The sequence below is a fragment of the Nonomuraea terrae genome, assembly GCF_044465245.1.
In the GTDB taxonomy this organism is placed as follows: domain Bacteria; phylum Actinomycetota; class Actinomycetes; order Streptosporangiales; family Streptosporangiaceae; genus Nonomuraea; species Nonomuraea terrae.
Genome location: NZ_JBITLL010000002.1, coordinates 648,524 through 663,898, shown reverse-complemented (window position 1 = coordinate 663,898; position 15,375 = coordinate 648,524). Strand labels below are relative to the sequence as shown.

Genomic DNA, 15,375 nt, shown 5'->3' with positions numbered 1-15,375 from the left:
CGTCCGAAAACGCCCGCCCCGGCAACGCGTATAGGTCGTTCACTTTCGCCGTGAGAAAGAAGAGAAGCACAATGGTCGACCCCGGCGGATCCCCGAAGGACTTCGGATCCCTAGACGCGTTAAGACAAGCCATCGGGACACCGAGTCGTCGCTGGACTCCCATCGCCATGCTCGGTTTCCCCGCAGCGGTTGACGAACTGCTGGGCTGGCTGCGAGATCCACGAGTTTTCGACAAGGCGAACCACCCTGCGGCCGTGGAGTCGGCGATCGGCGACTTCGCCCACTCAGCCGAACATGAACTTGGCGGAAAAGTCTACAAGGCTCTCGAACCTGAGGTCCGTCGAGTTCGCGCGGCGCTCGTACACGTAAAAGCGGACTATGCGGAGAAGAGTTCCAAAGAGGTCGCCGCTGCAGCAGTGGAGGCACTTCGCAGAAAGACGGAGCAGCCGCCTGTCCTGTAAGCCGCGTGGCGAGACCTCGAGAAAAAGGCGAGCGCGGAAAGAAGCTCTGCGGAGCAAGTGGCACTCTGCCGTGACCTCTTCATTGCTCTGATGTTCCGCGCCGGCCATGGTGGCAATCGCCTTGACCTCTTGGACGGTGTCCTCGACGACCTGGCAACATCCATCAGCAACGCGCGCGCACTGCTCGGTGAGAGCCCAGTTGCCTCTGGCGTGCACCAACTGTGGGAGCAGGCAGGGCTTTCCGAGTCGGACCGCCTCGACCTGTGCGAGCGGGTGCTCGAATTGCCTCCGCAGGAGGCATGGCATGTCGTCTGGCTGGGGTACGAACACGCGCGGCTCCGCCTCACGAATCATGCCCGCATGGACGGTGTGTCGTTCTTCAACGGGGGCACGATTCCTGACTCGGATCAGGACGCCGCGTCCGAGTACGGCGAGACGGTGGAGAACTGGACCGAACATGACACAAAGGCCGTCGCCCATCTGCCCAAGCAGCGCGCCAACACGGTCATCGCCCGCGTCTTTCTTCCCCAGGGCCTGTACGAGGACCCCATAGCGGAGGCACAGCGCCGGATCGAAGCCTGGATTGCCCTCGGCGCCCTGGACGTGAGCGTGCGAAGAAGTCATGCGTGGCAACCCCAGCCATGGCTCCTGCACTATTCAGCCGAAGGACACCTGCGAGTGACCACGGAGAACGTGATCCACCCCCGGACGAGCTCTCGTCTCGGCGCCGTCGTCCACGAAGGGATCAGTCGATCGTGGCAGGACATGAAGCACCACACTGCTCCAGACAGTGTTCGGCTGCGTGAAGTGATCGACCTGCTGCACTGGTGGCAGGCGGCCCAGGAACAGGCACCCCTGGCCAGGGTGATATCGAATGTCAAGGTGATAGAAACCCTCGCCACGCGCCTCGGTGACTCCGACTGGGATAGCCACCTGCGGCACATGTTCGAGGCAGCCTGGCTGATCTACACCATCAACAGCACGTTCGCGAGCACCATCATCGAAGCAGCAGGCGGCAGCGACATCGAACGCGTGCCGGCCGACAGGCTGGAAACCTGGGACAGCATCAGGAAGGACACGCTGGCGTTCGACGACCTGCTGCAGGTCGACCTGGTGCCTCGCACGACAAAGGCTGCCCTGCACGCGCTTATCGCGGTTTACCCAGAGCGCCATCTGATGGGACGCCGGCTCCGATCGCAGGTGAAGAGCGCGTCGCCCAAGCCAGCGATCGAGCAGTGGCGGAGCAAGCTGGCGAAGCGCTGGGAGATCCTTATCAGGAGGACCCACCGAGCACGCAACGCCGTCACTCATGGAGGCCCCGTCACCGTTGCCGCCGCCGAGTCGATCACAGAGTTCAGCGGTCTGCTTGCCTCCTGGGAAATCCAGCTTGCGCTGAGATCGGCGCTCACAGGATCCGAGCTCGCGAACGAGTACGCCGCGTTCCGCGAACTCCGTGTCAAGGAACTGGCGACACTGGTAGCCGCGCCGAATCCGGAAGATCTCCTGCATGAGACGGCACTCAACCTTGGCTGGTTTTGAGAGGTCGACGCATCGCGCATCACGTTGCGCGCCGGTCACCTTCAGCCGATCTTCGACTCGTCAGCAGCGGCTGACATGTGGATCGTTGATTGCGGTAGTCAAGTGAGAATGCTGGCTGGCCGCGTGCAGGTCGCTCAGCCACGTTGGGCACGTGGCTGTCCGCGCGATCGCCCAGGGGTTCAGGTGCTGGGGCGCGCGGCTGAGCAATACGCGGCCCGAGACCAAAGTGGCCAGGAGATAATGAGGCGATGCTTCCCGGTAATTCCTTCCTGAAGGGTTTCAGCCAGACGCCGAGCGGGACGATCTTCGATTCCGCGCGGGTGGAGCAACTGCGCAAGGGGCCGTTAGCGGACCTCGCCGACGTGGACGCCGCGTCGGCGCTAGCCCGTCTGACCTGGGACGAACTGCTGGATTACGGCACCGAGCAGAAGAACCTCCGGCTGGACAACTCCGAGATCGCCAGCGCGTTGCGGACCCTGCGTGCCGTCCTGGGGCGTCTGCGTATCGTCTTCGACCCACCATTTCGTGACCAATCCGGTTTCCATCAGTACTGGAAGAGCCGGGGAATGTCGGACGCGGGAGGCTGGGCGAAGCGGCGGGCCTACCTCGCCGGCCTGTTCGAGCCGGTACTCACACAGCTGGAAACCATCGAGGACCTGCAGACCGCGCAGCAGGCCGACCGCGATGGCGCTGGTGGCCAGATCACGGAGGTCACCCGCCGCAGGCTCATCGACGGTCTCGACGCGGTCCGCAAGAAGATCATGGATGAGCGGGCGGAGACAGGTGCCTCGGTCGAGCGCCCGGCTCTGTTCTGGTGGGGCACCCTCGACGAGGTCGCCTTTCTCGACCGCTTGTACAACCTGGACCAGATGCCAAGCCGCGACCCCCGGTATCCCACCGCTCGTCTGGACCTCATCCAGCACTGCATCAACCACGATGACTTCCCCTCTGACTGGATCTACTGGGACGACCGGTTCGGCATCGGCGCGCACGATGGCCGACTTTTGCGGTTCCTGGCCGAAACCCTGCACCCAGTGGTGCGTCCTGAGCAGGTCGAGGTCCGGCATCTGCACGCCTTCTACAACGCCGTCCTCGCCCACGACGGGTACGAGCTTGTCCAGGTCGGCCAGATCAGCGGAGCGCCGCTCTTCGCCGGCCACAGGATCGGCGGTGGGGTCTCTGGGACGATGAAGAACATCATCTTCGCCGCGGACGGCCCCAAACCCAAGATCGTGCTTGAGGATGCCGTGAACAACGACATCCGGATCGAGCGCAATGCCGACAACTGCCTGGTCTACGACCGGCCCCTGCACCCCGAGGGCCTCACCTGGGCCGATCTGTTGTCTTGGTGGCGCGACCGGCAATCCCTGCCGGCCGAGATGTCCGATCTCGATGCCGGACGAGATTTGTGCAATCGACTGTGGAAGTCCCTGGCGAGCGAACCCGAGCAGGCTCTCTTCCGCGCCTACGCCCGGACCTATCTCCTGCGCGAGGACACCGTGCGCTGTCCCGCCCTCATCCCGCAGGTTTACCTGCACTACGACCCGCAGACCCGTAGGCAGCGAGGCGGCAAAGACAGCGTGCTGGGACGTGAGCGGATGGATTTCCTGCTCCTTCTGCCGCACAACACCCGTGTCGTCTTGGAGGTCGATGGCCAGCAGCACTACGCCGACGGCATGCAGGCAGGCGCGGCCGCCTCACCCCGCCTCTACTCCAAGATGGCGGCCGAAGACCGGGCGCTGCGGCTCAAGGGGTATGAGGTGTACCGGTTCGGCGGCCACGAGCTGAACAGGAGCGAGGCTGCGGTCACCGCGATGCTTCAGGATTTCTTCGAAACTCTGCTCGCCAAGCACCCTTTTACAACGCCCTGATCCGACCGGTTGTCCGGATCTGAATCCTCACGGGCCGCTCACCAGCTTCAGTGACTCGGCCGGGCCGATCACGTGGTGAGGAACCCGAGCAGCCGTCAGAACGGTACGGACGATGCTCACTTCTCCCTCCGGCATGGCCAGGCCGACAAGTCGGCGGGCACGGGTCACGGCCACATACAGAATGCGCAGTTCTTCGTCATAGGCGGGGTCGCCGTCTCGCCATCGGGCTCCCACTCCGGAGGTCGGCAACAGGAGCAGAACGGCATCTGCGGCGTCTCCCTTGATCTGGTGAACGATGTCGATTCTCGGGCGGGGATCGACCGCGACCGTGCTCATCACGTTGGCGGGGCCCCCTCTGAAGAGCCCCTTGGTGGCTCGTGGTGTAGCGGTCGCGGGTCGCGGCCAGCTTTTGATCAGCGCGTTGATGTCGTTGTTCCAGCGCACATGCGGTTGCGTGAGAGCTGCGAGGAAGGCATAGCCCTGTCGGAGGAGGTCTTGGACCTGGAGATGCTGCTTTCTGGCGATGGCCTCCACGCTGCCGGAGATGTCGGGATACCAATACTTCAGAAGCGTCGAGGCAGCGGCACGGCAGGCCTGCACAACGTCGGCTGCGGCGCCTCTGCCGGAGTTCACCAACTCCCAAGCCCTCGCAAGGTGGGTGATCTGGTTCGCGCCGCGCTGCGACGGCATGATCGGCAGCGTGTCCCTGTTCCGCGCCGTGATGAGACAGTTCTCGGGGGGAATGCCAGCACGGGTCGTCGCCTGCTCGCAGAAGACCTCGAGCACGTCGCTTCCCGAACCTGCGCACTCGGCAACGGCCTTCTTCTTGAAGACGGCAGGCATGAGGAGAACAGGCAGATCATCGTCATGCCCGGCCACCGAGATGTCAGGCGGACGGCTGCCCGAGCGCAAGGTCGCCGCCAGCGCACAGATGGTCGGGGTACTACGCCTGTTGCCCGTGAGCTCGATCTTGGTGTCGAACTTCGCCGTGAACTCGTCCAGGCGCTGGCGGTCAGCGTCCCGCCATTCGTAGATCATCTGGTCGGGATCGCCGACCAGGGTGAGCTTCACTCCGGCGTCGTGAAGCATCCCCAAAATGGCGATCTCGACTGCGGAGCAGTCCTGGACCTCGTCCACCATGATCTCGCTGAAGCGTGATCTCAGCGGCCCCAGTACCTCGGACGGGCGAGTGGTGAGATGTCTGAAGGCGTACAGCCGGTTCTCATGGCAGCTGAGGTATCCCTGATCAACCAGTCGGTCACGGACCTTCCAGGCAGCGCCCGCCCACGTTCCCCACGGGTATTTGCTGCTGTTGATCAGGCCAGGGTTGTTCTCCCTGAGCCGCTCTTGCGAGATGCGTTCCTGGCCGTTGTCAGGGTCGATGACGAAAGGGAACTCAGCCAAGGCCACGGTTCGGTCGAGCTTGACCTCGGCGCCAAGCGCCGCCCACGTGTCGACCAGTTGCCATTGACGGTCAGCCGAGAGGTACGGGCGCACGAGGAACTCCCACAGGAAGGAGTCCATGGTCCCGATGAAGTTCGGAAAGGCCGCCAGCTCGGCCCGGCCCTCAGCACGACACCGTTCTCCCATCTGGTTGCGGGCGGTCCTCGTGAACGAGATCAGGGCCCGCGCCTGGCGGAAGTGGCCGGCGGGGTGGGTAAGGTGGCGGGCGACGATCACGTGCGTCTTGCCCGAGCCTGGGCATGCTGGGACGTACAGCGGCGCAAGAGCGGTGACGGCCGACTGCTGCTGAGCTTCCGCTCCCTCCTTGTCCTCTGGGCTCATCTGGCGCCGGCCTCCATCGGGTCGGGCGTCGAGATGAACTTCACCGCAGCGGCAAGGTAGGGCGGGACGATGAACCCGCATCCAGGGACGAGAAGATCCGCGAGCGCATGCGCGAACTCGGGTTTGGAGATCTTCGTTCCTTCTGTGTCGCGCTCGAACAAGGCCGTGAAGGCCGCTGGTCGATCTTCGTCTGCCATCACCCCGTCCCAGCGGTGTTGGGACCTCGACGCACACTCGAGGAATGCCATGCGGAGCAGTTCCTCATTTCCCGTTCGCATCAGCTCCGGCTCCAGAGTCGGCGCGCCGGCGAAGACGGCGAAGTCGGTCATGCCATGCTTGGCCGCCAGATCCCTCGCCTCTTTGATCCGCTTCGGCTCGCCACCGCCCGGCGGTAGGTCCGTATCGGTGATGACGGCCACTCTGCGTGCCACGCGCGCGCCGCTGACGGGCGTGATCAGTACCTGGAGATAGGGGTTGAAGTTGACTCCGTCGACAAGTGCAAGCGTGGTGCCGTGGAAGCGCTCGATGGCCTCTTTGGCACGTTCCCTATCTTCAGGCTTCTCGTACTGCGTGGGATCGAGCACCAGCTCGGCGATCGCTGGGAGCAGCAGCGCTTCGGACATCCCCTCGACCAGCAATGCCCGTGGCCCATAGAGCAGGGTGTTCTTCGTGATGTCGAGGTAGCGGTCCAGCTCGCGGACCTGTTTCGCCTTCAGGCCGAGCCGGGCGATCGGCACCGCCCGGCTCTCCCACTCCTGGCCTTCCTGCCGCTTGTGCCGTGTCATGACCACGATGTCCTCGACGCTCACCGCCGCGGAGAGCACGGGCGAGTGCGTACTGATGATCACTTGGATATGGCCCGCCGGGGCCGTGGGATCGGCGAGTTCGTGTTTCCTCGATTCCTGGGCCCGGCGCTTCAGGTACCGCAGGAGCAGGGTCTGGAGCTGTGGGTGAAGGTGTGCCTCGGGCTCCTCCACGAGCAGCAAGGTGAGGTCGGACTCCCGGGCCGTCTCCAGCTCCGCCAGTACGGTCGCGATGTACAGGATGTTCGCGTACCCGAGTCCGGAGGAGCGCACGGGATCGAGTTCGGTGGCCGCCGCGTCTCCGAGCATCATACGCAGCGACCGGGTGATCGAGGAGAGACTGGAATCGCTGGGAAGTAGCTCTGTCCGTTGTCTGTGGGCGCCGGCGGTGATCTCGCCCAGCGGCTGGACAACGTGGTCACGCAGGTCGATCAGGGCATTGTCTTCGGTGACCTGTGCCAGCTGTCCGTGGATGCGCTCCACGAATTCCGCCACGGCGTCTTTGCTGCCGAGCAACGCCTCGAGAATGACACGCAATCTCGTACTGCCGCCTTCGCCGAGTTCCCGGACGGCGTCCCGAAGTGCGGGCATGTGGACATGCCGGACGGCGTGACGAAACTCCGGCTCACCGCCGATCTCCCTGTTCGCGCCCACGAACCAGAGCGTTCTGCCACGTCGCCGGGCAAGCGGCGCAGGCGTGTATTTCAGCGACCACGAAGCGGTTCGTGCCCCATTCTCCGCAACGCCCTCAAGGAGGCCCTGGATATAGGTGCCTGCCTGGCTAACCGCGATCTCGGCCAGCCACGCCTTCAGGCGAAGCCCGTCTTCGGCCGCCGTGCGAAACGTGTCGCGACTGTCCAGCCCGGTCGGCCGATGCCCGTCGAGAGGCTCGGTCAGGTACCGGAACGCATCCATGATCGCGGTCTTTCCGGCATTGTTTTCGCCGCTCAGGACCGTGACGTCCTTCCGCAGGGGGACGCGTACGAAAACGCAGGAGCGAAAATTCTCGACTTCGATCTCGGAGATGTACACCTTCGGCTATCCACTTCCAAACCAGGACACGTCGATGATCTTGTTTCTGGTGATACACAAATAGCCTAGGGCATACAGTCGTGGCTCAAGCGCAAGGATATGCGCACAGAGGTCGGATATCCCATGACCTGAGGACAAGATGCTTTCCGCTGTACGCGGAGAATGCCCCACTCTGGTTCGCATTCGCCGTTTTCCGCCTCCAGGCTGGGTCGTGAGCCGCACGAGAAAGGCTGCCAGCCCAAGATCGTCATCGACGTCTCTCGGTTTCAGGCGGCGTACGTATCGTGGTTGGTTCATAGCAGAAAGTTCGCTCAGGGCCAGCCACGCAGGCGTACGCTCGTGCATCGTCGCCGATGTTTGTGCCTGGTCCGCTCGCCAGGGCAGGAAGCAGAGGACGTGGTGCTCATGGATTACGGATTCATTAATCACTAAGGTGGAGGGATGCGTGGAGCGGGCCTGAATGACATACGCGCAGTCTCTGCCTGCATGTTCGGCAATCGGTACCGGTTGGAGGTGTTGGAGGCGTTCGCCGACGCACCGGATGGTCAGGTGAACCTTGGAAGGCTGGCCGTCCGGCAGGGCGTGCAAGCAGCGGTGTATTACCCAGTGATGCGGGATCTACTGGCATTGCGGCTCGTGACCAGGGTGACGGAGGTCGGTCGGGACCGGCGGCGCTGGTATCGCCGAGCAGGCGGCGAGGCCCTCTGGGAGACCTTGGGGCGGTTGGTCGTGGGCCTGCGGGGGCATTACGACCTGATCGCGGGGACCGATATGAAGGACATGGGCGAGCAGAAGAAGGTGGAGACGTGACCGGTGCTGCGGAGGCTTTCTCTCAGGCCGTCGCCGACGCGCCGGGCCTCGCCCTGGGCCGGGCCTCAAGGTCGTGCGTGGTGCTACAGGGCACTTCGGCCGTGCTGCATTATGAGCCGCACCAAGCCGAGATCGCGCGGCGGCGGCTCAGCGGGCTGGCGGCCATCACTTCACCTGACGCGCTGCGCATGCTGCTGGATCTGCCGGTGAACGCGCCGTTGCCGCTATCGGCTATCGAACGGGCGGCACCAGGCTCTCTCAGTCTGCTCCCCAACGGTGCGGTTCGTGTGGACCGGGGCTGTGTGACCCGCCTGGCGGTTGCGCCGATCGAGGCGCGCCTGGCGGTCGTGCCGGCCCGATCTTGGCGCGTCGGCCTGGAGCGGGCAGGCCGGTTCGCGCCGTTCTGTTCCCGCGCGATGCTGCTGCCCACGCCGCCGCGTGATCTCCACATGCTGCGGATGGAAGCCGACTTCTACGGCATTGGCGTGATCGTCGACACCGACGGCGAAATGTGTGTGGTCGTCCCGCCGGCGCCCTTCGGACGCCGCCGGCGCACCGCCGCAGACTGGCTGTTTCTGGAGCAGGCCTACCAGCAGATCACTATGGTGCCGGCGGAGGCGTGACCGCCGGGCTGTCAGTACGGAGCGGCAGGCTGGCCCACTTCTCCAGCGACTTCGGTGGCTTGAGCCGATTGGGCTGCTTGATGCGGGTGTTCTCCAAGGCGTGCGCGTTCACGGCCTGCTTACAGCGGGCACGCCACCAGATCTGCCGGTCGGTCAGCGTGGGCTGCTCCAGCAGCTCGGGCAACCAGGCGTTCCAGGTGGCGCTGTTGTGCGCGTGCGCGGCCGCCTTCACGGGGTTCGTGAGCCCGAGAAAGTCGTCCAGCGGCCTGCCCTCGCACTGGCTACAGGTGCAGCGGGGCGGGGCGGTGTTGGCGTAGAGATCGGCGATGAACTTGGCGCTGCTGAAGCGCAGCAGTTCGGGCATGAGCACCGAGGGATAGTTCGCTCCGCCGCCGGAGGTCTCGGCGCGTTCCCCGGCGGGGACGAGGTGCCGCAAGGAGCCGCCCGCGCCGATGCCGGCGAAGCCGGCGCCGTGGGCCAGCGCGTCGAACCCGGCCAGGTCCGTACGCCACAGCCCGGTGCCCGGCACATCGGCCAGCAGTTCCCGAAGCTGCTGCGGCGCGGCCGCGAACTGCTGGAGCGGGTCGTACTGTCCGCCGAGGATCAGTGCGACCGGGTGGTTGATCGCGCGGATCGCGGCCACCAGGGTGGCTCGTGTCTCCGGCCGGAGCCAAACGATCGAGACGGGGAGCGTCACCACGACGTCGTCGCGCCGCAGCGCCTTGGCCGCCTTCACCACGGCCTTCAAGGCCGCGGGATCGCCGGCCTTGATGTAGCGGGTCGGGGTGATGGCGAAGGAGGCCCCGTTGTCGAGCTGCTCCTGCAGCGCGCTGTCCAGGTCGCCGCCGAACAGGGCGTCCTCCGGCAGGCTGAACGGCGCGTCGGTGGTGGCGACTTCTTTTTCGTAGGCGGCGCAGTCCTCGGCCAGGACTCCGGCGAAGGTTCGCCGCAGCGCGTACAGCCGCGCTGAGCAGCCGGTGCCGCACACCACCAGGCCGCCGTGGTCGGGGTGAAGGTAACCGGGCGCTTCGAGTAGGAGTTTGGCGCGCTCCAAGGTTAGGGCGCGCTGTGTGATGGCGCGCCCGGCCGTACCGTGGTCGGGCGGCGAGGTGAGCAGGGAACTCGCCACGGTACGGGATGGTGCGCTGGTGCGGTCGTCCATGTGCTCACCTCGTGAGACGTAACCGGTGTCAGGCGGGGTTGGGGTCCGGCGAGCCGGGGTGGGGCAACAGCAAGCGGGCAAACTCCTCAGGGAGCAGTCCCGCGATTTCGGCGGCGCGGTCAAGTCCGTGCTCTGCGACGAGGCGTCGCGCGGCGGTGGGTACGGCGTGCGGGAGTTCGCGCGGGATTGCGCCGGGTTCGTGGGTGCGATAGCCGAGCGTGGACATTTCGATCATCAGGTTGCGGTACTGCCATTCGCTGATGGCGGCCAGAGTGAGCGCCTTACGGGCCACGGCGGCCATCGACACTCCCCAGCGTCGCTTCAGTGCCTGCAGACGGGACAGATCCAAGCCTGAGCTCAACTCGCCGCCGATGTCGGCGGCGGGCATCAGGAACTCGCTGGCGAACTCGTCGGCCTGCCGTTCTTGCTGTGGGGTGGCACCGGGCTCGGGATGCATGATCACGTGCCCGAGCTCATGGGCGAGGCTGAACCGGAAGCGGTCGGCCGGAGCGTGCGCGCCCAGCAGGAACAGCGGGCGCTCGGCTCCGTTCCACTGGCTGACCGCGTCCAGGTCACGGCTTTCGAGATCGCGTACGAGGATCAGTCCGCCAGCGTCTTCGATCATCCTGATCAGGTGGGTGATCGGCCCGGTGGGAACCTCCCACAGCTTGCGCAGGGTTTGTGCTGCCTCGGTGGGGGTGTCGAGGTCGTTCACGGCGATGTGCTCGAAGCGGTGCAGGGTCGGGTCGGCAGGTTGGGCCCGGAGCAGATGGTGAGTTTGCAGGCGGCTCAGGGCGAGCTGCGCGTGGATGCGGCGTAGCGCGTGGGCTCCCAGTGCGGCCTTCTTGCGGTGGTGCACCAGCCCGATGCCGATCCCGGTCAGGTCGGCGTTCAGCTGGAGCAGCGCCGGCGGGTAGCCCAGAGCGCGTGCGTACACGACCAGGCGGTCGCCTTCGACGGCGAGCCGACCCGCTTCGGCCTTGCTCACGTAGCCCTGGCTGATCGGCTCTCCCGCCAGGTCCGACATGACGTGGGCGAGCGCTGTCTGGGTCATCCCGCGCGACTCACGAGCCAGCGCCAGCATGCCCGCATGCGCCGTCTCTTGGGCCACGCCACGCCCCTGATCTCGCCATCCACCGCTCTTCTATCTCTCAGATTAAAGCATCAAAATATTCCGCGCGTTGGAATCGCGTTGCCGGACGACGGTGCCCTCTTGGTCATGCGGGTGGTGTCTGTGCCGCTTCGCTAAGCTGTTCGATCTGGCTCGTGGGAGCCCTTCATCCAAGCCGGCTCACGAAGGAGTGGCTGTGCGGGTCGATGCTTCTGTACACGTCGAGCGTGCGGGCGTGGCCGCCTTTGCCAAGGCCGCCCACGAACGTCTCGGCTGGCTGTGCCGAGAACAACCGGTCAACGACTTCGGGGTCGATGCCATCCTCGAGCTCGTCGAGAACGGCCACACCGCCGGGCGGCTGCTCGGTGCGCAGATCAAGTCCGGCACAAGCTGGTTCAACAAGCCGACTCGCGATGGCTGGACCTTCCGTTTCAACGACGAGCACGCCCAATACTGGTTCGACTACGACATTCCCGTCGTGATCGTCCTGCACGACCCCATCTCTGGAGCGCTCTACTGGCAGTCACTCTCGCACGACACAGCCGAGTCCACGGGCAAGGACTGGAAGGTGACCGTCCCGGCCGACCAGCAGATCGACCAGGCTAGCGTGCCGGCGCTCACCAGCCTGGCGCGCCCGGCGCGCGAGGACGGCGACCCGGCCGAGCAGCGGTTCGCACGATGGCTGGACCGCCTGCCCGGCGAGGCGCGCGACCGGCTCGCACGTACCCGGCGCCGTGCCCTCCAAGACAGCGACACCGTGGCAGCGCGTGCCGTCGAACGGCTGGCGGATCTGCTGCAGGCAGGCCCGCCGACCGAGACGGTCTCCACCCTTCTGGCGAAACTTCCCGCGTGGTGGCCGGACGATGAATGGGGATGGCAGCTGTGGGCGTCGGTGGCCGACTACGCCAATGAGCATTTGCTGGAGCCTCAGGCGGCGGAATGCTTCAACCGTGCCCTGACCGCGGGAGCCACGCCGGCGCCGCGGTGGCGAGCCTTCGCCGGGCTGTCTTTGATCCAGTCCGACCCAGCACAGGCGACAGCGATCTTGACCGAGGCCGCCACATCGCCGGACGGCCGGCTCCTGGCCGACCTCGGCCTCGCCCTGCTCGAGCGCGAAAGGGTTGGCGGCAGAGGACCGCTCGCCCTTCCCGCCAGCCTCATGGAGGCCGTCGAAGACGGCAGTGCCCGGGCGGAGGGTACGGCTCTGCGTTTTCTCGCCGATCAGGCCATGGCCAACCAGGATCTTGACACGGCCGTCGCCTGGTTCGAAAAGCTCGTCTCCGCCTTTCCCCGGAGCGACTCCGGTCGCATCGCGCTGGCCAGGGCTCTGGCTCAGCGGGCCAGCAAAGGCATGAGCCCGCTGCACGAGGGCGATCTCTCCCGTGCGCGCAAGCTCGCCGACAGCGCCCGTGCCGAGCAGCGCCGCTGGGGCGGGCCAAGTGAACACGCGGCCTACGTCCTGTTCCATGCTCACCTGCTCACCAGCGATCTCGACGCCGCGATCGCCGTCGCGCTGCCGGCACCGCACGGGCAGGCGAACGCCCGGGAGGCCGCCGCTGAGCAACTGGCGCAGGCCGCCGCCCGGGCCGCGCTCCAACTCGGCCACCCTCAGGCAGACGACCTGGCCGCCAAGGTGAGCAGCCCCGTCGGCGTCGCCGTGCTCGACGCCGTCCGCGCCGATGCCCAAGCCGCCGAACCGAGCGACCTCATCGCCTTGTGGAACCAAGTTTTGGAGTTGGCCGATGGCGATGCCCTCGAAGAACGCATGATCGCCTTCAGGTCGCTGGCGGAACTCGGCGTCTGGCCACTGCCCGGCCTCGAGGACCTCCTGGCCCGCCAGGTCGTCACCGACGAGGAGTCCTCGACCCTGCACGCACGAGCCGACATCGCCAACGGTCACCACCAAGCCGGCCTGATGCGCCTGCGGCAACTCGCCGATCGATCCCTGTCCGGCGCGGCCGCCCTGGTGCAATCCCTGGTCGAGCTGGAACGCCACACCGAAGCCGTGCACGCGTGCGACCGCGCCGCCGCCCGCTTCGGCGACGTTGAATTCCTGCAGCGGGCGCTGCGAATCCTGCAGCGCCCGGGCCAGCACGACGAGTGGAGGTACCGGGCCCTGCTGGTGCTGAGCCGGTCCAGCCTGCCCCAGGCCGTACGGGGGCCGCTACGCCGCGAACTCCTGGATGACGCCTTCAACCGCCAGGACTGGACGGCCGTCGAGCAGCATGCTGTCGCCGCTCTCACCGAAAGCGACACCCCGGGCGCGCCAGGAGAGACCGTACTGGAGGCGGGCACACGCACCAGACCGCTGACGATCGAGCAGGTGGGGTACGCCTGGAGCCTCATCGGCGCGCGCTGGTTCGCACGCCAGCCCGATCTTGCGCTCCGGGCCTACCGGGCGCTCCTTCCACCGGTGCTCACCCTGGTGCAGGCGCAACTCAAGGCAGCCGTGCTGCCGCGGACGGGATGGTCGTCCGATACCGTCCAGGAACTGCTCGACCTTGTCGAACGCTTCGCGGAACACACACAGTTCACGGGCCAGGTACTCAGCGCGATCCTGCTCGCCACCGGTGAACCTCCTCAACAGGACGACGCACCCTCCACTTCTCCGGCCTCCGCACTCGTCCTGCCTTCCGCCCTGGGCGCCCGGCTCCAGGCCGCCCTCGAGACACAGCTGCACCTGAACCCGGACGGGCCGCTGCGCCCGATCGATCCGAGCGACATCACCGATCCGGAGACGCTGAGCCGGATGCTGGAGCCGCGCGCCCGTCTTGCTCAACACCTGCGTACCCAGGTCCTGGCCGGCGTCATCCCGCTCGGGCTTCTCGCCAGCCAGCTCAACCGGCCCTATGCACTGGCGCTGCTGCAGCGGGCGGCCGGCTGCATTCCCGCAGGCGAGGCCGATCCCGTACGCTTCGACGCCGAGGTAACAGCCGTTCAGGCGGCACTGGACCAGGTCGTGGTGATCGACACCAGCACGCTGTACCTGGCCACCCAAACCGTCGCCGGCTTCGCCGCACTCCGTGCGCGCTTCGCCTCGGTCCACCTGCCGTCCCCGTGCCACGACGACCTCATGATGACCACGACCGCCATCGAGCAGGTGCGGAAATCGTCGATGAACATCGGCGTCGAACCCGGCTTCGGCCTGCGCGTGTCCCAGCTCACGCCACAGGACAGGGACCATCTGGGTGATCGGATGCAGCAACTGGTGAAGGCGGCCGGGCTCACGGACATCGTCCCGGTGGCGGATCTGACCCTCGCGACGGAACTCATGACCGGCGGTCTCGATGCCAACCTGGTGCCACAGAGCCCGACCTTCACTGCGCAGCGCGAAGGTGCCTGGCTGGCGGCAGTCCAACTCGCCCTGGAGACAGGCTCTCCGCTCTGGAGCGACGACGTCATCCTGCGCGCCATAGCCGCTGGGGCGAATATCCCGACGTTCGGCACGTTGGCGTTGCTGCACGTTCTTTACGACCAGGGACTGGCCGACACCACCGACGATGACCACCGCCGTTTCCTGGCCGACTACGTGGTCGATCTGCCCCTCCACCCGGATCTGCTGAGCCGACAAGCCCAGTCCGACGGCTGGCAGCCGCGCGGCGCAGCCGTCCCCTTCGCCCGCCCCAGCGCCTGGCGGGAACCCCTCGAAACGCTGGAGACCTTCCTCACCCTCATCCATGCGGTTCACCGGCAGGAACCGCAGGCCGTCGCAGGATGGCTGCTGTGCGGGGTATGCGGCTTCGCCGGGGTGGCCCACCCGCACGAGGCACCCGCCCGTGCAGCCCGCCTGACCTGCCTGGTCGCCGAACAAACGGTGGGGCTGACCCGGCAAGGACTCAGCGAACTGGTGCTGTCCGCCGAAATGGGGCTACGCCAAGCACGCGAGCTCGGCGCGGCCCGCGCCGGCTGGACCGAAGAATCGACGCCGACCGGCGCTTCCGATGACCCTGAGGCGCTGCGCGCCCACATCACCGCGGTCCTGATGGAAACTCTCCAGGCGCAGGATCAGCCTGACAACGAGGCGGACGCAATCGCGAGGAAGGCGGAAGAATTCGTCGCAAGCGCCTATGCCCTGGCCAAGGCCCGCCAGGAAGATCAGCACCAAACGGCGTAGGAACTGCTGCCCGTCCACCTCGACCTTCCCGCGGAGCCGGAACGCCGCCGGTGCTTGGCTGTTT

10 protein-coding genes are annotated in these 15,375 nt (G+C 66.2%); 6 read left to right on the top strand and 4 right to left on the bottom strand.

What is annotated here, in order from left to right:
• Window positions 1–50: 50 nt before the first annotated feature.
• The 3 genes from ACIBP6_RS09420 (at window position 51) to ACIBP6_RS09410 (ending at window position 3,871) form a co-directional block, all read left to right on the top strand.
• On the top strand, window positions 51–461 hold the full coding sequence (locus tag ACIBP6_RS09420; protein WP_397050435.1) for a hypothetical protein: 411 nt from the start codon (window positions 51–53) through the stop codon (window positions 459–461).
• Between the two features lie 90 nt (window positions 462–551).
• On the top strand, window positions 552–2,000 hold the full coding sequence (locus ACIBP6_RS09415) for a hypothetical protein (RefSeq protein WP_397050433.1): 1,449 nt from the start codon (window positions 552–554) through the stop codon (window positions 1,998–2,000).
• A 248-nt stretch (window positions 2,001–2,248) separates the two neighbouring features.
• On the top strand, window positions 2,249–3,871 hold the full coding sequence (locus ACIBP6_RS09410; RefSeq protein ID WP_397050431.1) for an AbiJ-related protein: 1,623 nt from the start codon (window positions 2,249–2,251) through the stop codon (window positions 3,869–3,871).
• A 27-nt stretch (window positions 3,872–3,898) separates the two neighbouring features.
• Here the strand turns inward: ACIBP6_RS09410 and ACIBP6_RS09405 are convergent, their stop codons facing one another.
• On the bottom strand, window positions 3,899–5,656 hold the full coding sequence (locus ACIBP6_RS09405) for a UvrD-helicase domain-containing protein (RefSeq protein ID WP_397050429.1): 1,758 nt from the start codon (window positions 5,654–5,656) through the stop codon (window positions 3,899–3,901).
• Window positions 5,653–7,491, bottom strand: coding sequence for an ATP-dependent nuclease (locus ACIBP6_RS09400; protein ID WP_397050427.1), 1,839 nt, complete (start codon window positions 7,489–7,491; stop codon window positions 5,653–5,655). Before ACIBP6_RS09400 ends, ACIBP6_RS09405 begins: the two co-directional genes overlap by 4 nt.
• A 486-nt stretch (window positions 7,492–7,977) precedes the next feature.
• On the opposite strand from ACIBP6_RS09400, the gene ACIBP6_RS09395 reads away from it, so the two are divergent.
• Both ACIBP6_RS09395 and ACIBP6_RS09390 read left to right on the top strand, forming a co-directional pair.
• Entirely contained in the window at window positions 7,978–8,301 is a 324-nt protein-coding gene (locus tag ACIBP6_RS09395) for a hypothetical protein (RefSeq protein WP_397050425.1), read from the top strand.
• The gene (locus tag ACIBP6_RS09390; protein WP_397050423.1) at window positions 8,298–8,924 is read left to right on the top strand and encodes a hypothetical protein; all 627 of its coding nucleotides are present in this window, start codon (window positions 8,298–8,300) and stop codon (window positions 8,922–8,924) included. Before ACIBP6_RS09395 ends, ACIBP6_RS09390 begins: the two co-directional genes overlap by 4 nt.
• On the opposite strand, the gene ACIBP6_RS09385 is transcribed toward ACIBP6_RS09390, so the two are convergent.
• Window positions 8,902–10,086 carry a hypothetical protein gene (locus ACIBP6_RS09385; protein WP_397050421.1) on the bottom strand — a complete coding sequence of 395 codons (1,185 nt, stop codon included), beginning with the start codon at window positions 10,084–10,086 and terminating at the stop codon, window positions 8,902–8,904. The genes ACIBP6_RS09390 and ACIBP6_RS09385 overlap by 23 nt on opposite strands.
• A 28-nt stretch (window positions 10,087–10,114) precedes the next feature.
• A complete protein-coding gene (locus ACIBP6_RS09380) occupies window positions 10,115–11,197 on the bottom strand; it encodes an ImmA/IrrE family metallo-endopeptidase (protein WP_397050419.1) in 1,083 nt (360 codons plus the stop codon).
• A 196-nt stretch (window positions 11,198–11,393) separates the two neighbouring features.
• Between ACIBP6_RS09380 and ACIBP6_RS09375 the strand changes: the two genes are divergently transcribed.
• The gene (locus ACIBP6_RS09375; RefSeq protein WP_397050417.1) at window positions 11,394–15,311 is read left to right on the top strand and encodes a DUF4365 domain-containing protein; all 3,918 of its coding nucleotides are present in this window, start codon (window positions 11,394–11,396) and stop codon (window positions 15,309–15,311) included.
• Window positions 15,312–15,375: the final 64 nt, after the last annotated feature.